This window comes from Pannus brasiliensis CCIBt3594 (assembly GCF_036688125.1).
In the GTDB taxonomy this organism is placed as follows: Bacteria; Cyanobacteriota; Cyanobacteriia; order Cyanobacteriales; family Microcystaceae; genus Pannus; species Pannus brasiliensis.
Window position 1 is genome coordinate 69,440 of sequence record NZ_JBAFSM010000002.1, and the last position, 23,719, is coordinate 93,158.

The 23,719-nt window shown below is 53.9% G+C and carries 18 protein-coding genes and 1 tRNA gene; 8 read left to right on the forward strand and 11 right to left on the reverse strand.

Annotated features, from left to right (window positions below):
• Positions 1-83 precede the first annotated feature (83 nt).
• Entirely contained in the window at positions 84-713 is a 630-nt protein-coding gene (locus V0288_RS01600; RefSeq protein ID WP_332863256.1) for a response regulator transcription factor, read from the forward strand.
• A gap of 132 nt (positions 714-845) precedes the next feature.
• Here V0288_RS01600 and V0288_RS01605 read toward each other — a convergent pair whose 3' ends face one another.
• The gene (locus V0288_RS01605) at positions 846-1,838 is read right to left on the reverse strand and encodes a ribose-phosphate pyrophosphokinase (protein WP_332863257.1); all 993 of its coding nucleotides are present in this window, start codon (positions 1,836-1,838) and stop codon (positions 846-848) included.
• Between the two features lie 291 nt (positions 1,839-2,129).
• Between V0288_RS01605 and bioD the strand changes: the two genes are divergently transcribed.
• Positions 2,130-2,807 carry a dethiobiotin synthase gene (bioD, locus tag V0288_RS01610; protein WP_422661871.1) on the forward strand — a complete coding sequence of 226 codons (678 nt, stop codon included), beginning with the start codon at positions 2,130-2,132 and terminating at the stop codon, positions 2,805-2,807.
• 98 nt (positions 2,808-2,905) lie between these two features.
• Here the strand turns inward: bioD and V0288_RS01615 are convergent, their stop codons facing one another.
• Positions 2,906-3,481, reverse strand: coding sequence for a DUF1176 domain-containing protein (locus tag V0288_RS01615; RefSeq protein ID WP_332863259.1), 576 nt, complete (start codon positions 3,479-3,481; stop codon positions 2,906-2,908).
• A gap of 66 nt (positions 3,482-3,547) precedes the next feature.
• On the opposite strand from V0288_RS01615, the gene V0288_RS01620 reads away from it, so the two are divergent.
• The gene (locus V0288_RS01620) at positions 3,548-4,450 is read left to right on the forward strand and encodes a hypothetical protein (RefSeq protein WP_332863260.1); all 903 of its coding nucleotides are present in this window, start codon (positions 3,548-3,550) and stop codon (positions 4,448-4,450) included.
• 205 nt (positions 4,451-4,655) lie between these two features.
• Here the strand turns inward: V0288_RS01620 and V0288_RS01625 are convergent, their stop codons facing one another.
• Genes V0288_RS01625 through V0288_RS01635 form a run of 3 tightly spaced genes read right to left on the reverse strand, consistent with a single transcriptional unit; the run spans position 4,656 to position 10,800 of the window.
• Positions 4,656-6,854: a PhoX family protein gene (locus V0288_RS01625; RefSeq protein ID WP_332863261.1), complete on the reverse strand. Its 2,199-nt coding sequence runs from the start codon at positions 6,852-6,854 to the stop codon at positions 4,656-4,658.
• A gap of 51 nt (positions 6,855-6,905) precedes the next feature.
• Positions 6,906-9,173 (reverse strand): AAA-like domain-containing protein, encoded by a 2,268-nt coding sequence (locus V0288_RS01630; RefSeq protein WP_332863262.1) that lies wholly within the window; start codon positions 9,171-9,173, stop codon positions 6,906-6,908.
• A gap of 34 nt (positions 9,174-9,207) precedes the next feature.
• Positions 9,208-10,800, reverse strand: a complete 1,593-nt coding sequence (locus V0288_RS01635; RefSeq protein WP_332863263.1) for a hypothetical protein — start codon at positions 10,798-10,800, stop codon at positions 9,208-9,210.
• Between the two features lie 508 nt (positions 10,801-11,308).
• On the opposite strand from V0288_RS01635, the gene V0288_RS01640 reads away from it, so the two are divergent.
• Entirely contained in the window at positions 11,309-12,259 is a 951-nt protein-coding gene (locus V0288_RS01640; RefSeq protein ID WP_332863264.1) for a fused MFS/spermidine synthase, read from the forward strand.
• A 359-nt stretch (positions 12,260-12,618) separates the two neighbouring features.
• Here V0288_RS01640 and V0288_RS01645 read toward each other — a convergent pair whose 3' ends face one another.
• The 3 genes from V0288_RS01645 to V0288_RS01655 form a co-directional block, all read right to left on the reverse strand.
• A complete protein-coding gene (locus tag V0288_RS01645; protein WP_332863265.1) occupies positions 12,619-15,090 on the reverse strand; it encodes a PAS domain S-box protein in 2,472 nt (823 codons plus the stop codon).
• Between the two features lie 138 nt (positions 15,091-15,228).
• On the reverse strand, positions 15,229-16,014 hold the full coding sequence (locus V0288_RS01650; RefSeq protein WP_332863367.1) for a TrmH family RNA methyltransferase: 786 nt from the start codon (positions 16,012-16,014) through the stop codon (positions 15,229-15,231).
• Between the two features lie 94 nt (positions 16,015-16,108).
• Positions 16,109-16,191: transfer RNA gene (locus V0288_RS01655), tRNA-Leu, on the reverse strand.
• Between the two features lie 201 nt (positions 16,192-16,392).
• On the opposite strand from V0288_RS01655, the gene murA reads away from it, so the two are divergent.
• Positions 16,393-17,709 carry a UDP-N-acetylglucosamine 1-carboxyvinyltransferase gene (gene murA / locus V0288_RS01660; protein ID WP_332863266.1) on the forward strand — a complete coding sequence of 439 codons (1,317 nt, stop codon included), beginning with the start codon at positions 16,393-16,395 and terminating at the stop codon, positions 17,707-17,709.
• A 113-nt stretch (positions 17,710-17,822) separates the two neighbouring features.
• On the opposite strand, the gene cynS is transcribed toward murA, so the two are convergent.
• Entirely contained in the window at positions 17,823-18,260 is a 438-nt protein-coding gene (gene cynS, locus V0288_RS01665; protein ID WP_332863267.1) for a cyanase, read from the reverse strand.
• 187 nt (positions 18,261-18,447) lie between these two features.
• On the opposite strand from cynS, the gene psbA reads away from it, so the two are divergent.
• Both psbA and V0288_RS01675 read left to right on the forward strand, forming a co-directional pair.
• Positions 18,448-19,530 carry a photosystem II q(b) protein gene (gene psbA, locus V0288_RS01670; RefSeq protein WP_332863268.1) on the forward strand — a complete coding sequence of 361 codons (1,083 nt, stop codon included), beginning with the start codon at positions 18,448-18,450 and terminating at the stop codon, positions 19,528-19,530.
• Between the two features lie 60 nt (positions 19,531-19,590).
• Positions 19,591-20,142, forward strand: a complete 552-nt coding sequence (locus tag V0288_RS01675; RefSeq protein WP_332863269.1) for a hypothetical protein — start codon at positions 19,591-19,593, stop codon at positions 20,140-20,142.
• Between the two features lie 235 nt (positions 20,143-20,377).
• On the opposite strand, the gene V0288_RS01680 is transcribed toward V0288_RS01675, so the two are convergent.
• Positions 20,378-21,436, reverse strand: a complete 1,059-nt coding sequence (locus V0288_RS01680; RefSeq protein ID WP_332863270.1) for a potassium channel family protein — start codon at positions 21,434-21,436, stop codon at positions 20,378-20,380.
• A gap of 132 nt (positions 21,437-21,568) precedes the next feature.
• On the opposite strand from V0288_RS01680, the gene V0288_RS01685 reads away from it, so the two are divergent.
• Complete coding sequence (locus tag V0288_RS01685) at positions 21,569-22,843, forward strand: aspartate aminotransferase family protein (RefSeq protein WP_422661863.1); 1,275 nt, start codon at positions 21,569-21,571, stop codon at positions 22,841-22,843.
• Between the two features lie 170 nt (positions 22,844-23,013).
• Here V0288_RS01685 and V0288_RS01690 read toward each other — a convergent pair whose 3' ends face one another.
• Positions 23,014-23,403: a hypothetical protein gene (locus V0288_RS01690; protein WP_332863271.1), complete on the reverse strand. Its 390-nt coding sequence runs from the start codon at positions 23,401-23,403 to the stop codon at positions 23,014-23,016.
• Between the last annotated feature and the right edge of the window lie 316 nt (positions 23,404-23,719).

Genomic DNA, 23,719 nt, shown 5'->3' on the forward strand with positions numbered 1-23,719 from the left:
TAAAATCGTGGTAAGCTACCTCGTGACAATACGGGATCTTCTAGAGGTTACTTCCGCGAAACCCGCGATAGGGAATACTGCCGATGAAAGACGCGAACAAGGACAGCAAAAAAAAACTTTTACTGATCGATGATGACCCGAATTTAATCTTACTGGTTAAAGATTACTTAGAATTCAAGGGTTACGTGATCACCACCGCGGAAAACGGTCGAGAAGCCCTAGAAATTCTCGAAAACGAACTACCGGATATGATCATCTGTGATGTCATGATGCCGGAAATGGACGGGTATACCTTTGTCAAGCGTCTCCGCGAGGACGGTCGCGTCAGTCGGATACCGGTGATGTTTCTCTCGGCTAAAGGGCAAAGTCAGGATAAAATCGCGGGGTTAAACACGGGCGCGGTCGTCTATATGGTCAAACCCTTCGAGCCGGAAGAGTTGGTCGCCCAAGTGGAAGCCCTGCTCGCCCGCCCGATCGGCCCGCCCGATCGCTACGATAATATCATTCAGGTTTCCCCGAACGTCGAATTGACCCCGACCGAATTAAAGGTCGTGCAGTTAGTGGCCCAGGGGATGGCGAACAAGGAAATCGCCGAAAAACTGAACGTCAGCCAGCGCACGATCGAGAGTCACGTTTCCAATATGCTCAATAAAACCAGTCTCCACAACCGCACCGAATTGGCGCGCTGGGCGATCCAGAATCGCATGGCCTAGGAAGGAGGGACGGGGAAAAAATCGGCTTTTCCGCCCGGCGTTTCCCGACGATCCCGACTCTCTCGCGAAAGAAACGAAGATCCGCGACCGGTTCGATAGGTCGCGGATCTAGTCCCGTTTTCGGGCGGGAGATTATTTAAACATATTGCTGACGGAATTATCCTCGTGGATACGCCAGATGGCCTCGCCGAGAATCGTGGCGACGGGTAAGACCTTCAACTGGGGGAAACGTCGGGATTCGGGAATGGGAATCGTGTTGGTCACGATCACTTCCTCGACCGCCCCACTGGATAAACGCTCGATCGCCGGGCCGGAAAAGACCGGGTGGGTGGCGCAGGCGTAGACCTGTCGCGCTCCCTTCGCTTTGAGAAGGCGCGCGCCCTCGGCGATCGTTCCCGCGGTATCGATCATATCATCGACGAGAACGGCGGTTTTCCCGGCCACGTCGCCGATCAGGTTCATCACCTCGGCCACGTTGTGGGATTGACGGCGTTTATCGATAATCGCCAACGGCGCGTCATCGAGTTTTTTGGCGAAAGCCCGCGCCCGGGCCACACCGCCCACGTCGGGGGAAACGACGACGAGATCGGGTAAATTTTTACTGAGAAGATAATCGATCGCGACCGGCGTACCGTAGACGTGATCGAAAGGAATATCGAAGTAGCCCTGAATTTGTGCCGAGTGCAGATCCATCGCTAGAACGCGATTCGCGCCCGCTTCCGTGATTAAATTGGCTACCAATTTCGCGGTGATCGATTCGCGGCCCGCGGTTTTACGATCGGCCCGCGCGTACCCGTAGTAGGGGAGTACGGCGGTGATCTGTCTCGCGGAAGCCCGACGACAGGCATCGATCATGATCAACAATTCCATCAGGTGATCGTTGACGGGATTGCAACAGGGTTGAACGAGATAGACATCGCAACCGCGGATCGATTCCTGGATCTGGATGTAAAGTTCACCGTCGGCGAACCGTTTACGGAGCATCGGCCCCACATCCATCCCTAGATAACGGGCGATGTCTTGGGCGAGCGGGAGATTAGCCGAGCCAGAAAACAAACGAAGACGATTACTCTCCGAGGCCGCTTGAACCATCGGATGAAGCGTCAAGGTGGCAGAATAGCTCACGGTAGGTTCTTTACCCTCAACTCAAGGCACGTTCTCTATCATCTCAGGTTTTCTGAAAATGCGAGAAGGTTTATTTCGATTTCGATCATAGCTAATTAATTTTTTACATGACGTAAAATCCGGTCACTTTGTCGGGTGATCCCGATCGATCTCCCGGTTTTCCCCGTATTTTCCGGGAACCGATCCGGGGCGCGGGACGATCGAGCCGCCATCTTCCGGTCGATTCGCGATAAACTATCGATCGCCTTTTCTAAATCCCGATTCGCGACCGACGCGACGCTCGAACCCTTTATGACCCCTCTTTTCATCACCGGAACCGATACCGACGCGGGAAAAACGGTTATCACTACCGCTCTCGTCGCCTATTTTCGTCAATATTTCCCCGAAAAAAGCGTCGGATTGATGAAATTAATGCAGACCGGGATCGGCGATCGAGAATGGTACGGACAGATCTTTCCCGAAAACGTGGAGATCGTCACGCCCCTACACTTTAGCGCGCCCCTCGCCCCCCCCGTGGCCGCCGAGCGGGAAAATCGCCCCATTCCCCTAGAAATCGTCTGGCGGGCCTTTCAGGATTTACAACGGGAACGAGATCCCGTGTTCGTGGAAGCGCTGGGGGGATTGGGTTCCCCGGTGACGCGGGAATTAACCGTCGCCGATATCGCCGCCGATTGGCGTTTACCGACGATTCTGGTCGTTCCGGTGAAATTGGGAGCGATCGCTCAAACCGTCGCCAATGTCGCCCTCGTCCGACAGACGAAGGTTCATCTCCGGGGAATCGTCCTCAACTGTGTTCAACCCCGCACCGAGACGGAAATCGAGGAATGGACACCGATCGATCTGATTCAATCGCTCACCCGCTATCCCGTGTTGGGAGTGATGCCGTTTATCGAGGATCGATCGGATCTGGGGTTCCTCGCGTCGGTGGTGGAGGGGTGGGAGATCGATCGATGGTTCGTCCCGTTGTAATACCGAATTTCCGAGCCTCGTAGCGGGTATAAGAGTGGGGAAAGCCGGGAGAGGCCGATCCGTCCACCTTTTGCCCGTTCCCTTTGCCCTTTACGTTCCTACCTCCCCGCCGTCCCCGGATAGACGCGAGAATAGCGATCGGGGTCGATGTATTTCCCGTCGCAGTTTTCTTTGATCCGGTACTCGATCAATTGGAATCTGGTGTCTCGCCACCGGTAGCGCGCGAAGGTTCCGCAATCTCCCAGGCCGCGATATTTAGTATGGACGGTTAATAATTGTTGTTCGCGATCGTATTCGGGTAAACCGCCGATCGATCTCACCGGGGTTTTGCGATCGCTCCCCGTGTCCTCGATAATTTCTAGGGATAGGGGCGAGATGCTAAAGGTGCTATCCGTCGCTTTGTAGAGATAATATTCGTAATTCCCCTGATAAGCGCCCATGAAGCAGAGAAATTGTACGAGATAGCGATCGCCCGCGAGGGGATACACCGCGGACTCTTCGGCAACGGTTCGATCGATGTCGCCGTCGCATAATTTCAATCTCTCCCGATCGCCGTACACCCGCGCGAGGATATCTGCTTTCGTCACCGTTTTCGCCGCTAGAGTAACGTTGATCGGCGATTGTTGCGAGAACCCGATCGCGAATAACCCGAACCACCCGATCCAAGTGTTCATTTCCCCCCCTCGCGCCTTCGCTTTCCTATAATGAATCGATAGACCCGCCCGCTAAATTCTTCCCGTATGACCCGATCGATCTGGAAAATTATTATTCTCATTATCTCCATTATAGTTTTCGCGTTTTCCGTCCAGAGCATTTCTTTTTCTAACCGATCGTCTCCGATTGTCGCGACGCTACCCGATATCAGCGGACTAGCTTGGGTGGAGGACGGCCGGTTTCTCGCGGTTCACGACGCGAAAGATCCCTCGTCCGCTCGCATCAGTCTTCTGAGCGTTCCCGAGGACGGAAAAACTCTCTCCTGGCAAAGTTTAACGGTGAACTGGCCGGAATCGAGCGGCATCGGCAAGGATCTCGAAGCGATTACCGCCATTCCGGGGACGGATTTCTTTTTACTCGCCGAAAGTGGCGATCGAAAACCCAATCAACGGCTGTTTCTCATATCATACAAAAACGAAAAAGTCAAGATACTCGCGGTAACGAATTGGCCGGTTCCGGTGGAAAACGTGGAGGCGATCGCCGTTACGAGAGTTAACGATCGCTATCTTTTCCTCTACGCGGAACGGGCCGAGAATCGATCGGGTACCGATATCCGCTGGACGACGCTAACCCTCGATCCGTTGCGGTTCGGGGAATTTCGCTCGGTTTCCTTTACCAGTCCCTTCGGTAGTGGCGAGTATGTCCGGCAGATCTCCGATCTCGCGCTGGATAGTCAGGGGAATCTCTATATCGCCTCGACCCGCGATCCGGGAGATAAGGGAGCTTTTCGGAGCGCTATCTATCGAATCGGCCGGGTTTCGGGAGAAAGTGGCGTGATACTCGACCCGAATCCCCGTCCGTTGGGCGAGATCGACGGTTTGAAAGTGGAGGGGGTAACGATCCAGAAGAGGACGACGGGCGATCGATTGTTTTTCGGGACGGATGACGAGGATTACGGGGGGGTTTTCCGTCCGTTGCCGGAAGGATGAGGTCGAAGGAGGCGGGAGGCATCGTCCTACCCTTACCCCGTAGCGCTTACAGAATAATTTTTGCCAAAATCAACGCGAAATCGGTTTATTTTTGCAAATTCATGGCGTTTCCAGGGCGGAATTCGGGGATTTTCGGGTGGCCACGCGTCCCTCTTCCTATCCCGCGGTCTTCCGACCCGCGCGGGGGGAACTTCTCGATCGAATTCTAGATCGATCGCCTCTCCCCCGATCGCCGGATCGCCACCACCGCGGGACGGGGGGGATCGTTCGGTTGTTTTCCGGGCCAGTTCGAGCCGATCGGAACCTTGCGAATCTGGATAAATTCCGCCCCGTCGGTCGTCATCAGGGTAAATTTCCGCTCCTCGAAGGCCATATCCCGCCGGGTTCCCCCATCCTCCCCCGGATGCTGAACCGAGAGGAATAACGTTTCGCCGTCCCCGGTAAAATACGGCCCCGTTAACTCCGTTTCCATCGGCCCGAACGCGAAGGGATAGGCCGTTTTTTCGCCTTTGGGAATCACCCACGCGGAATTATTGCCGAAAACCCCCAGTAACTCCCGCTGGCTTAACGGGACTCTCTCTTTATACCGGCTAGGAACCGCTTGATTTAACCCGCTATTAGAAATATCGCTCACCATCCAGAGATTTCCCTTGCCGTCGAAAGCGAGGTTATCGGGATTGGAAAAACCGCTTCCCCCGTTCGCGGGTTCCCCTCCCGTGGCTACCATTTCCCAGCGGAAGGTCAGCGAGGCAGGATCGTTATTATCCTCGCTTATTTTCATAATCCAGCCGAATTCATAGGGAATTTCGCCCCGCAGCCCACGGAAGATCTCTCGATCGGCCCCGCCATCGTCCGCGTCGGGAGTTCCGGAGGTGAAGGTCAGATATAAATTCCCGTCCCCGTCGATTTCCGCGTCTTCCGGACGACCGGTAGGGGTGATCCCGACCGCGTTGGCCGCGAAATGGGCATCGATGACAATCGCCCCCTGTTTTTCCGTCGCGGTTCCCTCGTAGAGATCGCCTAGGGTTTTGTAGTGGGCTTTGTATTGAATTACTTCTTCGTCATCTCTCAAAAGGAATAAATCCGCGTCGGTGGCGGTTCGATCGACTTTCGGTAACGCGATCACCCCCTCCCCGCGACCCGCGGCGATCTGACTCGGTAGGACGGGATCGATCGCCGTTTCCGGCCGCAACGCGATCCAGCGACCGGTTCCATCCGGGTTAAATTTCGCCCCGTACAGCGTTCCCTCCTCGAATAAGCGGGAATTCCCTTTATCTTCCGGGTTAGAAACCTTGCCGCTAGAGACGAATTTATAAACGTGACCCCCCCGGCGATCGCACCCGGAATAAACGGCGATCGGTTGGCCGGTCCGCGCGAGAAAAGCGACCGACTCGTGGCGAAAACGTCCCAACCAAGTGTGTTTCGTGCCGTAATCGTCCGGATTGGCGGGATCGATCTCCACCATCCACCCGTATTTATTGCCCGCGAGGCCGAACACGTTCCCCCGTCCGTTCACGTCTGCCGAGGTGATCCGAAAAGGGGTCGTATCGGGATCGAGGGAGGAACCGTCGGCTAACACCGGGTCGCTGACCTGATCTTGAAAGTTTTCCTCGGCGCTGAAGACGGTTCCCCACGGGGTCGTTCCCCCGGCGCAATTTTGAAACGTACCGATAATTTTCGCCCCTAAGCCGTCCTCGTAGCCTTTTTTGGCGGTTTTGGTGAAAATGGCGACCGCGGGGCCGGTAGCCTTCAAATAACGTCCGTCATCGAGTCCGGAGATGCCCGTTACCCGTCGATCGCTTTTACTATACGTCCTCTGCCATTTGCCGCGCGCGTCCCGACGCAGGGAGATCACCCCGATTCCCTGATCGATCAGTCCCTCTCGGGAAATCTCGACAATCTTGGCTTTTAATTCGGGATCGTCGAGTTTATAGGCTTTAATCCGCCCGTTTCGCCCCGCTTTTTCTCTCACTTCCTCGAAAGGAAGCTTTTTCCCGATCGCTCTCTCGAAGGTTTGCATCCATGTCCGACCGCTAAGATATTCAAAATTCACGGTTAGATAGCCTTCCCCCGGTCGCGTTTCGACGAACGAGAGATAGTCGTTGTTGTAGCCGAAACGGGAATCGCCGACTTTATCCCCCCAGACCGCGACGATATCGTAGGTAAATCCGTCCGGAAGTACGAGATCGTCGATAATTTCGTAGGTTTGATAGGCTTTCGCTTGATTTCGGGCGGGGATTCCGTCAAAGGGTAGGGGAATGGGCGATCGAACGGGTCGGAAACCTAAGCGGGCCGGATTCGGGGCGATCGAGGCGGATAATGGGCGTTTATCGCGTAAACCGAGGCTAGAAACGCCGATACTCGCGGTTAAAAAGGTGAGGAAACGACGGCGATCGAGAGTCATGATGCGGACGCGGGGTTGACAAAAGTTTATCGAAATTCTACCCCCGCGAGGTTATGAAAGCGTTAATAACTGTTTCTCGATCCACGGCTCGTTAAATATCCGGTCGTAGATACGGTTTTTGACTTTTAAAAAGCCGTTTTCCCGCACGATCAGGCCGGATAATAGTAACTCGATCTCTTCGGGACTCGAACTCGTTTTCACGTCCCCTCGCGAGCGGATCTCCCGGTACAGGTTCAACAGATCGACGGGCGATCGATGGGAATTATAGAGAATCCGATCGGAGATCGTTTTCAGGTGTTCCGGATTATCGTTCACCTCCCAATTTTCGAGAATCGTCGATCGCACCAGATCGTCTACCCATCCGGTCTCGTTTACCTCGGGAATTTCGTCCGCGTATTGATGGATCGTCCGACAGATTTTCTGGGTTAAAAAGGGTTGTCCGTTCGTCCAGTTTAAAATCGCCTGTAAGACAGACTGGGGATTTTTTACCCGTTGTTGAATTCCCCGTAATAACGGTTGCGCTTCGTGCGCTTTAAACCCCTCTAAATGGATCGCCTGTCCGAGGTTAAAAGGGGTGGAATCCCGATCGACGATCAAGCGAGCGGGGGTCGCCACCCCGAATAAAGCGAGGGTTAAGCGTTGGAACTCCGGTCGATCGGAACGTCGGTTATAGAAACTCCGGATCAACGCGAAGAAATCATCCATACAGAACGGTAAATTCAGGATACTATCGATCTCGTCAATGTAAAGAATAATCGGTTCGACGATCTCCCGTAAAATCACGCTCGCGATAAACTCGGAAAGACGGTAAACGGGGGAAAGATCTTGATGTTCCCGCCACCATTGGCGGTGATTGATGCGGGTTAATAGGTCTAACTCGCTGGCCAGGGAATAGGCGAAGCTGGTGTACCATTGCTCTAGCGTCATCTGTTGACTACCGATGCCGGAAATGTCGATCGCCGCGCATTTATATCCCTCGGATTGGAATCGTTTTATCGATTGAATTCGTAGGCTGGATTTTCCCATCTGTCGGGCGTTGAAAACGTAACAGAACTCTCCTTTTTTTAGCGATTTATACAGTTGTCGATCGGCGTTTCGAGCAACGTAAGTTAACGAGTCGATCGGTAAACTCCCTCCCACTTGATACTGATAGAGAAGGGTATCCCGTTCCCCTCTCAATACGGAGTTCTCGATAATCAACTCCGATTGTGTCGCCTCTAAAATCTCTAGGGTTTGTACTAACTCCAGGGTTCTTTCCCATACTTTTTGTTCTAGGGTATTATTCGAGACCGCTAATTCTTGGCGGATCGCTTCTAGGTCGGCATTTTTAGCGGCGAGTCGATCGATGAATTTAACTCTCTCGTTTTCCGCTTTTTTGCGTTCGGTTATATCGGTAGAAATCCCGCAAAGGATAGAAGAATTATTTCGAGGATCGGGCAGGGGAAATTTATTAGAAATATAGGTATGAATTTCTCGATCGTGGATAAGTTCTTCTTCAAATTCTAGGGCTTTTTTTTGTTTCAGTACCGCCAGATCGTTTTTCCGGAGTTTTCGGGCGATCGCCGGATCGAAGATTTCGCGGTCGGTTTTCCCGATAATTCGATCGCCGGAGATCTTGAAAACTTTTTCAAATTGATGATTGACCAATACGTATCGTCCGCGGGTATCTTTTACATAAATCGTCGCCGGGGCGTTATCGAGAATCGCTTGTAAATTTTTTTGATTTTGTTGTAAGGTCTGATTTTCGATCCGGAGAGTTTCTATCTCGGCTTGAAGATTTTGATGGAAAGCGAGCGAGGATTCGTATTGTCTCGCGATCTCGATCGAGATCGCCGCTTGCCGACAGAGAATTTTCAGGGATTCTAACTTTTCGATCGAGAAAGCGCCGGCCATTTCCCGATCTTCCAAATACAGTAATCCCGTGAACCGCTCTCGATCGTGTATCGGCAGGCACAGAACGGATTGAATTCGATGCCGATTCAGATAGACATCCCGACCGAAATGATCGTCGGTGAACGCGTTATCGAGAACGATTTCCCGTCGGGTTTTCCACACTCGATCGACTAGGGAAAGCGGTAGGGTTCCCGCGTCCCGCGCGCTTCGAGACGGACGGACGGCCGAAGCTTTCGAGTCCCTCTCCCCTCGCGCTTCTATCCATAAATCCCCCCGATCTTCCCCGATCAGAACCCCCGTTCTCGCTCCCGAAATCTCTAAGCCGATCTCGATTAACCGGGCCGATAATCGATCGAGGCGAATTTCCCCGGCGATAGTCCTAGAATATTCGAGGAGCGAGGGAAAATCCAGATCGCCGGTAGCCATGAGCGAGTTCTCCTAAAAAGAGAGAGAAAGCGAGTTACCCCGGCGAATCGTCCGAACTCTCGACGTTCGAGTTGATTTCATCGGTCGCGGGCCGGTCTTCCCCGCTCGATCGCTCCTCGATTTCCGGGAGCTTCAGTAAGAATCCCGCGAACAACCAATAATAAATCGAGACCGGTTCGACCGAAAGGGGATAATAGTAAGGATTGTAACTAATAAAAAGAATAAAAATCCAGATACAGAGTCCCCAATGTCGGAACGCGGGAGTTCGTAAACTTCGATAGGCGCGCCAGGTCAAAACACAGAGAATCGTCACCGCTATCATGAAGGCCACGAAACCGACGATCCCCACCTCGTAGAATAATTTGGCGTAATAGGTTTCGATCAGACGGGTTCCATCCTCGTCCGCCAAACGGCGCGCCCCGCTACTAGCCTCTCCTAAACCGAAGCCGAAGGGTTGAACGTACCGGAGAATCCATTGAATCTGTCTGGCCACAAAATCGGTAGGGGGAGAAGCCTGCCATCGAGCGATTAAATTTAACGCTCTCTCTCTCAGAAAAGGAATGAAAAGCACCGAAAGAAACGAGATAGCGCCGATCGTTCCTAATTTTAACGGTAAGCGTTTTTTATTTCGAGCGGTCGCTATCAGCAGAACGAGATAGAAAGCGGGAACCAGTATCAGGGGAAGTCGTTGCCCGGAAACGAGTGTCGCTAACAAAACCAACCCCATCGCGCCCCAACCCGCGATCCGCCACCGGCGCGAGGGGTCGCTAAAACTGGCCGCGTAAGCGATCGCGCTACCGGACACTAAAAACCACCCCCATTGCCAGGGGTCGGAAAAAGTTCCGGGGAGACGGATCATGCCTTGAACGGGATTGTACAGCACCGATCCCCCCACCAAACATTGCGCCTTTAAGGTCGCCTTACGCGTGATATCGGGATAAAAGCGGGTCTGGGATACATCCACTCCCACGGCTAGACGGTTCAAAACCTCGTTATCCGGACACACGCCCTGTACTAATAAAAAATACTGCACCAAGGCCAAACCACAACAGATCAAGAGGAGGACGATTAATAGGCGATTGACCACGAAGAGATCTCGGCGCTGTTGGAGAAGATAATAACCGCACAGAACCAGGGGAATATAAGCGAGAAGGGTTTGTAATCCGACGATTCCCGTTAAAATTCCCCGTCCGCCCTCGGGAATATTCACGAAAAAGAACGTGATCAGACTACTGAGCGTTAAAACACCCGCCGCGATTAAAAAGGGCCGGGTTTGTAAACGGAATTTTTCAAAAGTTTGGGTGGTTAGGAGAATTTTCGCGAGCGCGGGGTAATAAAAAGCATCTTTCGCGATTTTATACAGGGGATAGGCTTCAGCGAAGCGGATCAAGTTTCCCTTGACGGTAAACACCTTAACGATCGAGAAGGCGACGGTACTACTAAAAGGAAGGTAGATGAGGAGCGCGAGTAATCCTAAACGAGGATGGATAAAGGAAGCTACCATCGCGGGAACGGCGAAGATCCCTAACAAGGCCGCTTTCACGTCAAACACGATTCCGAGAACGATAGCGATCATCAACGTCACGATCGCTAGTACCGTTAATAATAGTGAGTCCCTTTCTTTCATCGAGGATTTTGGGTCGATAACCCCGTCCTAAAAGGACGGCTTGACATTCCCACGGGGGAAACCGGTTTTTGTTCCCGATCGGGTGAGAACCGGCTAACTCGTTGAAGTCTCTTCGCCCACCGTTGAGAAACCGGGCCTCTCTTGAACAATACCCGCGTCCATCGGGAGCGCGAGGGAATCCGAACCGGGGACGCGTTCGGAAATAGGTCGCGGATAACGACCCCACGGCTATTTACCGCTTATTTTGCCAGAATCGTTCCTAGCGATCCTCTCCCTTCAACGGTGAGGTAGGTGAAGTGAAGGGCGAAATGATGAGGCTTAGGAGACAGTGTAGCCGATCCGCGGTTTGTAGTCACCCGATCGCTCTCGCTCCTTTTCCTTCCGGACGATTCCGGTCGCTACCGCCCCGACCGGGTTCGATTCGTGAAAATCGGGGGATTCGTAGACAATCTAGTTTTTTTATGTTATAATTGTAGATTGTGCAAATTTCAAAACGAGAGGGTTAATCATGGCGGGTAGCGAACTGAAAGCGGATCTCTGGGTGAACGAGTACATCACGCCCTGGGACATTTATAGTCACGGGGTTTCCCGAATTCTCGCCTATCGGAAAACCGCTTTTCAGGAGATGTACATCGTCGAGTCGGGAGCCTACGGAAAAGCCCTCGTTCTCGATGGCAAATGGCAATCGTGTACGGGCGATGAATTTATCTATCACGAGGCGTTGGTACAACCCGCGACGATCGCCCACGGACAGCCGAAAACCGCCCTGATCCTCGGTGGGGGAGAAGGCGCGACCACCCGCGAACTCCTGCGCTGGAAATCGATCGAGCGGGTGATGATGATCGATATCGATGGCGAGGTGGTGGACGCGTGTGAGGAACATCTCGCGGAAATGCACCGGGGCAGTTTCGACGACCCCCGTTTTGAATTAGTCGTCGCCGACGCGCTGGAAGTGCTGGACACGACCGCGGATAAATGGGATATCATCATCTCGGATCTCGTCGATCCGATCGAGGAAGGCCCCTCTTTCCCCCTCTTCACCAAGGAATATTTTGAAAAACTGCAACGCGTCCTTGCGGAAGGCGGCATCGTCGTCGTCCAATCCGGCCCCGTTTCGCCTCCCTCGGTGAAATATCACGCGCGTCTGGTCAACACGCTCAAAGCCGTTTTCCCCCACGTTCATTCCTACCACGCGCCGACCCCCAGCTACGGATCGCCCTGGGGTTATACCCTCTGCGCGAACCACCCGCTCGATACCCGTCCCGACCCCGACGTGGTAGATAAACTCCTCGCGGAAATGACGACGGGAGAGTTAAAACTGATCGACGGTACGACCCTACTGGGATTATTACAAACCCCCCGCTATATCCGCCGGGCGATCGAGGACAATCCCGAGGTTTACACCCTCGCCGCGCCCCCGAAATTCTTCGGTCAGGGAGTGGTCGGCAAGGAATCATAGACTTCCTGCAAAAATCCAAACTCTCTTGTAGCGACAGGAGTCAGGAGACAGGAGTCAGGAGTCAGGAGGAGAAAGGAGAATTGAAGAGCTTTCAAGGGTATAAAACCGGTATTTCGGTTTAAATATTCTTGAAATTGCAACTTTTTAACTTCAATTCAACTTTCAATTCTTACTTTTGCAGGAGACGAGCGTGAACTAACGTTCACAACCGAGTATGAAAATCTATTTTCATACCGATTTTCCGGGCGTGCCAGTAGGGATACGGGTGGGGGCAAAGGAGAAAGCCTGATGAAGCGACCTTTTTCCTTTAACCTTTTCCCTATTACAAACGAATCTCTCCTGTTTTTAGAAAATCGGGATTAGCCCAAAAAAACACCGAATCCTCGCCCGCTCTCCCCGTCCGGATCGTCCTCGCCACTCTCGGGCCAGGTGAAGCGAAAAGTCGTCCCCCGATCGCCCTCGGATTCCACCTCGATTTTTCCCCCTTCCGTCTCGACGATCTTGCGGACGATCGACAGACCGATGCCGGTGTTTTCGCGCTCGTCGCGGGATTTGAGGGTATGGAAGATCTGGAAAATTCTCTCGTGGTATTCGGGGGCAATACCGGGCCCGTCATCGGTCACGGTGAACTCGTAGCGATCGCCCGCGGGCCGGCCGCCGATCTCGATCCGTCCCGCGCCCCGATCGTGATGTTTGATGGCATTACTAATGAGATTGGTGAACACTTGCCACAACAGCAGACGCTTGGTAAACAAACGGGGCAGATCGGGAGCGATGGCGAACACGAACGAGGGAGGCGGCTGGAGAGAATCGATCGCCTCTTCCAGCAAACGACCGACATCGGTGACTTCCGCGGCCACCGGGAACCGACCGATCCGGGAATACTGTAACAGCCCCTCGATCAGATTCTCCAAACGATAAACCCGCTTCCGCAGTAACTCTAGATGCTGGCGCGTTTCCCCCGGCACTCCCTCGCCGAGATCGTCCTCGATCCAGACCGAGAGATTGGCGATCGCCCGTAAAGGAGCCTTCAGATCGTGGGAAACGACATGGGCGAAGCGATCGAGTTCTTGATTGCGCCACGCTAACTCGTCCGTAAAGCGCCGTAGGGAAACATTCAAGCGATTCATTTCCTCCTCCCGCTCGCGGGCGCGTAGTTCCGCCCGTTTGCGTTCGGTGATATCGAGCGCGATCCCCGTCATCCGGCAGGGATTTCCCGCAACGTCGTAAAACGTCCGGCCGATCGCCGTTAACCAGCGCCTCCCCCGCGTCGGGTGGTGGATACGGAACTCGACATCGAGATCGGCGTGACGTTCTAGCGCGTCCCGGCAAGCCCGATCGACCCGCTCGCGATCGGCCGGCTCGATCGATTCCAGCCAGTTTTTGTAGGACGGCATCACCGAGCGATCGACCCCGTACAATCGATAGTATTCCTCCGACCAAGTGACCCGATCGCCCGGGATATCCCAATCCCACAATCCCGCGCCCGCCGCCCTCTGTGCCAGCCGTAACCGTTCCTCGCTCTCCCGTAGCGCCTCCTCGGCCCGCACCCGATCGCCGACATCGCTGACCGAGGCCACGAATCCCTCGACCTTTCCGGTTCGATCGAATCGGGGAATATACGTCGCTTCCACGTACCGGCTCGGCGCGCCCCGATAGGGAAGCAGAGCCTTGTAAGTAACGATCTCTCCCGCCAACACCCGCGCCACGTAGGGACGGATAATCTCGTAGGCCGCGGGACCCAAAACCTCCGCGAGCGACTTTCCTAACACTTCCGTCGCCGGACGACCGAACCATTCCTCGTAACGGGCGTTGACAAAGTGATATTTTTGTTCGACATCGATAAAGGCGATCAGCGCGGGCAGGGAATTGGTGATCGATCGCGATTCCCCCTCTCTCTGTCGTAGCGCCTCTTCCGTCTGTTGTCGCTCGATCTCCGCCGCCGCCTGATCGGCGAAGATCCGGATCAGCACTTCCGGTTGTAAACTCTCGTCGATCGGTCGATCGTGTTGAACGGTCAGCAATCCCAATATCCGGCCGTCACTTCCCCGCAAACTCGTTCCCAAGTAGCTTTCCACGCCCATCTCGACGAGCCAGCGATCCTCGGGAAATTGTCGCGCCACCCCCCGCCGGTAGAAGCGATCCCGGAGGTGGATCACCCGCTCGCAGGGCGTTCCGGCGAGGGGATACTCGAACTCGGCGCTCGGTCGGCCGTCCATCCAACCGGCGATCGTCCTCGCCCGATCGGGGTTTTCCGGATCGAGGCGACAGATGAACGCGTACCGAACCCGCAGGGTTTCCGCGAGCGAGCGAACTAGGGTTCGGAAAAATTCCCCCCCTCGCGAAGTCGCGCCCTCCACCAAGCGGCGGAGCGTTTTCTCGTAGCGGTGGCGATCGTCGATATCGGTGGAGGTCCCGTACCAATGAACGATCCGGCCCCGTTCATCCCGAACCGGGACGGCGCGAGTCAGAAACCAGCGATAAACCCCGTCGCTCGCCCGTTTAATCTGGGTTTCCGCCTCGTACAACGACTCGCTTTCTAAAGCTTCCGCCCATTTCGCGTAGAGTCGATCGATGTCGTCGGGATGGATCACCTCGCTGTATCGGGAATAGTCCCGCGTTTGTTCGAGGGTGAGACCGGTGTAATCGGTCCATTGTCGGTTGACGTATTGTAGCTTTCCCTCGCCGCTCGCTATCCAGACGATCTGCGGTAACGTGTTCACCAACTGCCGGAACAGTTCCTCGCCGAGCGGGGGGCTTTCTCTCCCGAGACGACGCTCGCCCGCCGACGCGCTCGGTCTCTCGATCGGATGATTTTCGTTTTCGTTCACGACTGTAGGGACGTAAAAGACGGTCGATTCTCGCGAGCCGCTTTCGGGAGATCCCGATCGGGCGGTGTTGATTTTTACCGGCTCACTCCGAATATGTATTCGATCCGTAGTGCCGAAAACTTCTATCGCGAGGGGGATCTAGCCCGATCCTAACTGTCGTCTCGCCTCGTAAAGAATCACCGCCGTAGCGATCGCCACGTTCAACGATTCCACGCCGCCCATCAGGGGAATTCTCACCGCTTCATCGGCTAATCCCGCGAGTTCCGCCGATAATCCCGCCCCCTCGTTGCCCAGTAAAATTAAACTCGGACGGGTAAAATCGATCTCCCAGTGGGTTTTCGTCGCGGTCGGTAAAGTGGCGATCGCCCTCACCCCCCGTTTCTGATAATCTTTCACCAACGAAACGAGATCGGACTCCCCCCCCATCGGCACGCGGAACCATTCCCCCGCGGACGAGCGTAATACTTTCGGATTATCGATCTCCACGCTATCCGCGCTCGACCACACCCCGTCCACTCCCGTGGCCACCGCGGTCCGGATAATCGTGCCGAGATTGCCCGGATCTTGTAATCGCTCTAAAACCAAGCCGATTTGTAACGGATTCCGGACGGGGGGCTGTAAATTCTCCCGGACGATCGTGGCGATCACCCCGTCCGGGTTCACCGTCGTGGCGATCGAGGCCAGGACTTCCGGTGTCACCGTTTCCACCCGTCGCGCCCTTTGTACGGCGGATTCCACCAGTCGAGGGTGTCGCTCGCGCCAGTCTTCCGTGAAACAGACCGTATCGAGGGAACCATTCACCTGAAAAACGGTCTCTAATAAGTGTGTCCCCTCGATCAAGCACAAATTCTGTTCCCGTCGTTCTTTTACACGGTGAAGCTTCCGAATCTGTTTGATCGCGGGATTTTGCTGACTGCTAATCATGCCTAAAAGATAGGTAAGCAAACTTCGAGCGAGCGAAAGTAATCGGCTTTTTTACTTTTCCTTGCTACCCTAGGCATCAGTCACTAGGGATGAATGCGGAACTCGGGACTTGAACCCGAAAGTCCTACGGACACTAGAACCTGAATCTAGCGCGTCTACCAATTCCGCCAGTTCCGCATTTTTTTTCTTACACGATCTCCTAGTATACTAACCCGATCGAAAAAAGTCAAGCGCGTGTTAGGTATTGACGAGACAGTTAAGATATTAGCAAGTTTGGAATAAAGCCGAGGGCGATTTTGCAGAAATCTGATAAAATTCAGATTCGCTCTGCAAACGCTCCCGAATCTACCGCTATTAACACGCGTGGTAAATTACCCTATGACAATCGAGAACGATCGACCCTATTTAGAAATTCAAGGCCGTTATCCCCTCAGCGGTGAGGTGTCCATTAGTGGAGCGAAAAACGCCGCCCTCGTGATCATGGCGGGAGCGTTACTCTGTTCGGACGAGTGCCGTATCCGCAATGTCCCGGCGCTGGCCGATATCGATCGCATGAGCCAGATCCTTTCGGCGTTGGGCGTGAATGTTCGCCGCGAGAGAGACTGCCTCGACATCGACGCGCGGGATCTGCGAAGAGTACAGGCGCCCTACGATCTCGTTTCCCAGTTACGGGCGAGCTTTTTCGCCATCGGCCCGATCCTCGCCCGCACCGGAGAGGCGAATATTCCCCTGCCCGGCGGGTGCGCGATCGGGGCGAGACCGGTCGATATCCACGTTCGCGGGTTACAGGCGATGGGCGCGGACGTGACGATCGAGCACGGGATCGTCCACGCGAGCGTGAGAGGAAACGGCCGCCTGCAAGGGGCGAGATTCTGTCTCGATTACCCCAGCGTCGGCGCGACGGAAACCCTGATGATGGCTGCCACGCTGGCCGAGGGAGAAACGATTTTAGAAAACGCGGCGCGGGAACCGGAAGTCATCGATCTGGCCAATTTCTGTATCTCGATGGGCGCGCGGATCGAGGGCGCGGGAACCCCGACGATCGTGATTTCCGGCGTTCCCCGTCTCCATAGCACCGATTACCCGATTATCCCCGATCGCATCGAGGCGGGAACCCTACTGATCGCCGGCGCGATCACCCGATCGCCTATCAGTCTCTATCCCGTCATTCCCGACCATCTCGCCGCGGTCATCGCCAAACTCCGAGAGATCGGCCCGGACGTGATCGAGGAAGCCCCGAACCGTCTCCGCGTCGTCCCCCGCGATCTGCAAGCGTCCGACATCGAAACCCAGCCCTATCCCGGTTTCCCCACCGATATGCAGTCGCAATTCATGGCGCTGTTGACGTTGAGCGAGGGCAGTAGCGTGATCAACGAAACCGTGTTCGAGAACCGTCTCCAACACGTCGCCGAGTTGAAACGCCTCGGGGCCGATATTAAGGTCAAAGGTAACGTCGCGGTCGTTCGCGGGGTTCCTTTCCTCTCCGGCGCTCCCGTGATGGCCACCGACCTGCGCGCTTCGGCGGCTCTAGTCTTGGCGGGATTGGCGGCACAGGGAACGACGATCGTGCAGGGACTCCATCACCTCGATCGGGGCTACGATAACCTAGAGGGCAAACTCAGAGGATTGGGAGCGAAACTACGTCGCGTCGAACCCTTGACGACCGAAGTATTAGAACCGGTCACGGTATCTTAGGAGGCAGAAGGCAGGAGGCAGGAGGCAGGAGGCAGGAGGCAGGAGATTAATTATCTCCCTCACCTCCCCCATCTTCCTCACCTCCCTCACCTCCCCCCTCCCCACTCTCTATCTCACCATTTTTTATAAGGTAAGAACTTACCGGACATGGTAATTTTGACTCGATCGCCCTTCGGATCTTCCTCTTTCTCCACGTCGAGGGTGAAGTCGATCGCGCTCATGATGCCATCGCCGAATTTCTCGTGAATCACCGATTTCAGCGGCATTCCATACACCTGCATAATCTCGTAGAAACGATAGATCAGCGGGTCGGTCGGCACGATCGGCCCCAGCCCCTTCACCGGATACTCGATCAAGCTCGCCACGACATCCGGCCCCAATTCCAGAGCCTCGGCGATTTTCTTCGCCTCTTCCGGCGAAGCGCTCGCCTGACGGTAGAACACGGCGGCGATCCACACCTCATCGCGCCCGACGATCGATTCGAGATCCGTGAAGCTCAAACCCTTGTCTTTCTTGGCCTGTAATAATTTTTCGGTGATTTCAGGTATCATCGGTCATTTTTTGCTGAATTTATCAGACATTAGTGTAATCGACCGAAAGCGATATAAGCAAAATTTATTCTTTCGATTAGAAAAAATTTTATCATTAAACTTTACAAAACTTAAAAAAGTCGCTAAGATAAGCTCATGTCAAAGCGAAGAACCTTGACAATTTCATACCTAACGGAATCATAAACCAATGACCACGACCCTACAACAGCGCGAGAGCGCTTCTCTGTGGGAGCAGTTCTGTCAGTGGATCACCAGCACCAACAACCGTATCTACATCGGTTGGTTCGGTGTTCTCATGATCCCCACCCTGCTCACCGCCACCACCTGCTTCATCATCGCCTTCATCGCCGCTCCCCCCGTGGACATCGATGGAATCCGCGAACCCGTAGCCGGTTCTTTACTCTACGGCAACAACATCATCTCCGGTGCTGTCGTTCCCTCTTCCAACGCCATCGGTCTGCACTTCTACCCGATCTGGGAAGCCGCTAGTCTCGACGAATGGCTCTACAACGGTGGTCCTTACCAACTGGTAATTTTCCACTTCCTGCTCGGCGTGTTCTGCTACCTCGGTCGTCAGTGGGAACTGTCCTACCGTCTCGGTATGCGTCCCTGGATCTGCGTGGCTTACTCCGCGCCGGTATCCGCCGCTACCGCCGTGTTCCTGATCTACCCGATCGGACAGGGTTCTTTCTCCGACGGTATGCCCCTCGGGATCTCCGGAACCTTCAACTTCATGTTCGTGTTCCAAGCCGAGCACAACATCCTGATGCACCCCTTCCATATGTTGGGTGTTGCCGGGGTCTTCGGCGGTTCTCTGTTCTCCGCGATGCACGGTTCTCTGGTAACTTCCTCTCTGGTGCGTGAAACCACCGAGATCGAATCGCAAAACTACGGTTACAAATTCGGTCAAGAAGAAGAAACCTACAACATCGTTGCCGCTCACGGTTACTTCGGCCGTCTGATCTTCCAATACGCTTCGTTCAACAACAGCCGTTCTTTACACTTCTTCCTCGGAGCCTGGCCGGTAATCGGTATCTGGTTTACCGCGATGGGTGTAAGCACGATGGCGTTCAACCTCAACGGTTTCAACTTCAACCAGTCGATCCTCGACTCCCAAGGTCGCGTGATCAGCACCTGGGCTGACGTTCTCAACCGCGCCGGCATCGGGATGGAAGTAATGCACGAGCGCAACGCTCACAACTTCCCCCTCGACCTCGCCAGTGGTGAAACCGCTCCCGTGGCTCTGACCGCTCCCGCGATCAACGGTTAATTCCGAATTAACGAACAAAAAGGCATCCTCGAAAGGGGGTGCTTTTTTGTCGCGAAAATTTTGACGGAAAAACCTGTTTATAAACTATCAAGTAATGTACGGAAAATGATTTATTTCCAAAAGACAAATTATCAAATAGCCTTTAAAATCGATCGAGAATCTATGAGTTTAGTCTCTCGATGGCGAAAAGGCTTTGAATATTCGCCTAGTCAACAAGAATATCTGATGGGAGCCTGTGATGGTACGCCTAGTATTCCGACTATCCTGAGAATAGTCGATCAACAAAAAGTTTACCTAAAAATGGAATTCGATTTTAATTATATCTTTGAAGGTGTTTTTGAAGGATGTGAATCGAGTGAGTTAGTCTATAGGGAAGCTACAAGCTATCCAAATAACGCGCGAGAACCGAGAGATATTGTTCTCAAAATTGAAGGAGAACCCTATCAATCTTCGATCGCTTGGCAAAACTGGTATGATTCCGAAGTTTTTTCAGGGAACTATACCTATGAATTCTTGGAAAACCCGACTTTTGATATGAGGGATATTAGGGTTAGATATAGTAATGGTGAAGAGATTTATTTAGATGACTCATTAAGCCTTTGGAGTAATTAATAAATTATATCCGGTTCGCCCGTAACCTAACTGAATTGCCAGCACTTTCTAGTTCGATCGCTCATCTAGATGCTGAAGATTCCCTCGCGCTCATTAATATACCTTCTGCAAAAGTGAGAATTGCAAGTAGAATTTACTTTAAAACTGACGATTTTAAGAATATTTGGCGAAAAATCCAGTTTTTATATTTTTTTAAATTTTTCCTTCTCCTTTCTCCTCCTAACTCCTGACCCCTCTAATGATTCGGCAGACGTAGGCGCGAGGATTGCATCGGGATTAAAATTCTCGTGAGTTCGCGTAATTGTTCCGCGGTTCCCATGCAGATTAACAGATCTCCGGCCATCAGTTCCGTTTCTCCCGTCGGCCCGCCGATGAGTGTGCCGTCGGCGCGACGGATGGCGAGGACGAGCGCGCCCGATCGAGAGCGTAAATGGGCTTCCCGGAGGCTCGAACCCACGCAGGGGCAGGTTTTCGGGTCGATGAGAAACTCTTCCATGTAAAACGATCGATCCGTCCCCGTCAGAATCCCATCGACAAAATCCATCACCTGCGGTCGTAAAGCCGCCGCGGCCAGCCTCCGGCCGCCGGTAATGTAGGGAGACACCACCGCGTCCGCTCCCGCGCGTTGTAGCTTCTGTACCGCCTCTTCCGTACTGGCGCGGGCGATCGCGCGGATCTTCGGGTTGAGGGTTTTCGCGGAGAGGACGGTGTAGAGATTTTCCGCGTCGGAAGTCAGCGCGGACACGATACAGATCGCCCGATCGATCTTCGCCGCGATGAGGGATTCATCGAGGGTCGCGTCGCCGAGAAAGGCGATATAATTCAATTCCTTGGCCCGATCGATCTGTACCGGATCGGCATCGATGACCACGAAGGGGATTTTCTCCGCGTAGAATTCGATCGCCACCTGTCTCCCGGTGCGACCCAAACCGCAGATAATGTAGTGATCGGATAATTGCTCGATCAAGCGTCGTTCCTGTCGTTGACGGATACCCTCTTGAAAATAGCCTTGAATTAACGCCTCGGTCAACCGGTTGACGATATAACCGATGCTCACGACTCCCAAGATGATCAGAACCATCGTGAACAATCGTCCCCTCTGTCCCAGCGGGTTGATCTCGCCGAAACCCACCGTCGCCAGCGTGCTGATCGTCATATAGGCCGATTCGATCCACGTCCAGCCCTCCACGAAACGATACCACAGCGTACCGAGAAGGAACACGCTGGCGAGGGCGATGAATCCCCGGATTAACTCCTGGCGTAGTCGGCGGTATTTGTCTTCCACGATCGACAAGACGCGATAACCTCTTTGACTGAACGGTAAATTACAATGGTTAGAGTTGTTAAATTTACAGAATGCTAATCCGAGCGCCCCTTCGGTTCTGTTTACAATTTTCCCTCATAATTTAAGGATTAGGAGTAAATCGTGAGTCCTGAAACCCTTCTAGACCAGCCTACCGCGACGGCAACCCCGACATTGACACCCTTCGATCGAGACGCTTTCAACCAGTATGTAATGAATACCTACGCGCGCTTCCCGATCGCCATCGAAAAAGGCGAGGGATGCCGTCTCATCGACACGGAAGGCAAAGAATACCTCGATTTCGTGGCGGGAATCGCGACCTGTACCCTCGGTCACGCCCATCCCGCGCTGATCGAGGCCGTAAGCAAACAGATCGAGAAACTGCATCACGTCTCGAATTTATACTACGTTCCCGAACAGGGAGAACTCGCCAAATGGATCGTAGAACATTCCTGCGCCGATAAAGTTTTTTTCTGTAATTCCGGGGCGGAAGCGAACGAGGCGGCGATTAAATTAGTCCGCAAATACGCGCACACCGTCCTCGATTTCCTCCAGCAACCCGTCATTCTCACCGCTCGCGACAGTTTTCACGGTCGGACGTTAGCCACCATCACCGCGACCGGTCAACCGAAATACCAGAAAGATTTCGATCCCCTCGTGCCGGGTTTCGAGTACATTCCCTACAATGACATCGAGGCGGTGGAGAACGCGGTCGCCGATCTCGACGAGGGCAACCGTCGCGTCGCCGCGATCATGCTCGAACCGTTACAGGGAGAGGGAGGAGTCCGCCCCGGCGATATCGAGTATTTCCGGAAACTGCGGAAAATGTGCGACGAGAATAATATTCTGCTCGTTTTCGACGAGGTACAGGTCGGCGTGGGACGTACCGGGAAACTCTGGGGTTACGAGAATCTCGGCGTGGAACCGGATATTTTCACTTCCGCGAAAGGACTCGCCGGCGGCATTCCCATCGGCGCGATGATGTGTAAAAAATTCTGTGACGTGTTCGAGCCGGGTAATCACGCGAGTACCTTCGGGGGGAATCCTTTCGCCTGCGCGTCGGCCCTCGCGGTACTACAGACGATCGAGCGGGATAATCTCCTAGAAAACGTCCGCGAACGCGGCGAACAGTTACGCGCGAAGTTAAAAGGAATCGCGACGAAATACCCCGGTATCTTCGTCGATGTCCGCGGTTGGGGCTTGATTAACGGGATGGAAATTAGCGCCGATAGCGAGTTAGTTTCCCCGACGATCGTGAACGCGGCGTTAGCGGAAGGGTTATTGATCGCGCCCGCGGGGCCGAAAGTTCTCCGTTTCGTTCCCCCGTTAATCGTTACGGAAGCCGAGGTCGATCGGGCGATCGGGAAACTGGAAACCGCGATCGCGAAAGTCGTGTAACGGCAAATCTCGCGCGAAAAAGCGAGGGGGTAATCTAAATAACCATCCCCGAAAAAAGTCTCTGCTACACTAAAACCAGTAGATGCACCCTGATAAAGCCGGAGAGTCAGACAGATGGCTCTCCTTTTTTTCGCGCGCCGCCCGTCTAGAGAACGGCGCGATCCGTGATTCTACCGACGCGGTACCTTCGCGGTTCGGGCCATATCCTTGAATTGATTCAGGCTGGGGCCGGGACGACGACGGGACGCGGGAGGGGTAATCAGATATTTGGTCGCGAATTCCACTTCCTTCGGTTCTACCTTGCCGTTGGTGCTGGCGGTAGGAGCGGGAGCGGGAGCGGGGGCGGCTTTGGGTTCCGCTTTTTTTACCGAGGTTTTTTTCGAGACTCCTTTTTTGGCCGTCGGGGCGGGCGCCGGGGCTTCGGCGGCCGGGGCTTCGGCGGCCGGGGCTTCTACCGCGGGCGCGGGAGTTTCGGTTTTGGTCGCGGGTTTACCGCCATCGGTATCTTTTAGTTCTAGGAAAAATTTGGTTTCTTTCTTGCCAAAGATTTTATTTAACATCGAGGATCTCTCCGGAAAAATCGGGAAACGCGAAAGACTAAGCACTTAAAAATCTATCATTTTCCGGGATCGGGAATCAAATCAATTCGATCGAGCGTTCTCTCGACTCCGAACCGACTTTAGAAGGCATTTTCGAGGATTAAAACGCGAAAGTAATCTATAAAAGCGATTGCAATCGCCTAAATTCTCGATAACTTCTTTTTGATAGCCCCACTTTCCGTTCTCTTCGGCAAGCCGAGCGATCGAGAGGGGAGAGAGAAAAACGGTTCCGAGCGTCGATCGGGGGATTTTTGGCAATATTTCTTTACAAAAATTC

Excerpts from the sequence above, each read along its gene's own strand:
- bioD (WP_422661871.1), top strand. The coding sequence starts at position 2,130 with ATGACCCCTCTTTTCATCACCGGAACCGATACCGACGCGGGAAAAACG.
- V0288_RS01690 (WP_332863271.1), bottom strand. The coding sequence starts at position 23,403 with ATGTTAAATAAAATCTTTGGCAAGAAAGAAACCAAATTTTTCCTAGAA.
- V0288_RS01650 (WP_332863367.1), bottom strand. The coding sequence starts at position 16,014 with ATGATTAGCAGTCAGCAAAATCCCGCGATCAAACAGATTCGGAAGCTT.
- cynS (WP_332863267.1), bottom strand. The coding sequence starts at position 18,260 with ATGATACCTGAAATCACCGAAAAATTATTACAGGCCAAGAAAGACAAG.
- V0288_RS01600 (WP_332863256.1), top strand. The coding sequence starts at position 84 with ATGAAAGACGCGAACAAGGACAGCAAAAAAAAACTTTTACTGATCGAT.
- V0288_RS01625 (WP_332863261.1), bottom strand. The coding sequence starts at position 6,854 with ATGACTCTCGATCGCCGTCGTTTCCTCACCTTTTTAACCGCGAGTATC.
- V0288_RS01630 (WP_332863262.1), bottom strand. The coding sequence starts at position 9,173 with ATGGCTACCGGCGATCTGGATTTTCCCTCGCTCCTCGAATATTCTAGG.
- psbA (WP_332863268.1), top strand. The coding sequence starts at position 18,448 with ATGACCACGACCCTACAACAGCGCGAGAGCGCTTCTCTGTGGGAGCAG.
- V0288_RS01620 (WP_332863260.1), top strand. The coding sequence starts at position 3,548 with ATGACCCGATCGATCTGGAAAATTATTATTCTCATTATCTCCATTATA.
- V0288_RS01635 (WP_332863263.1), bottom strand. The coding sequence starts at position 10,800 with ATGAAAGAAAGGGACTCACTATTATTAACGGTACTAGCGATCGTGACG.
- V0288_RS01615 (WP_332863259.1), bottom strand. The coding sequence starts at position 3,481 with ATGAACACTTGGATCGGGTGGTTCGGGTTATTCGCGATCGGGTTCTCG.
- V0288_RS01640 (WP_332863264.1), top strand. The coding sequence starts at position 11,309 with ATGGCGGGTAGCGAACTGAAAGCGGATCTCTGGGTGAACGAGTACATC.
- murA (WP_332863266.1), top strand. The coding sequence starts at position 16,393 with ATGACAATCGAGAACGATCGACCCTATTTAGAAATTCAAGGCCGTTAT.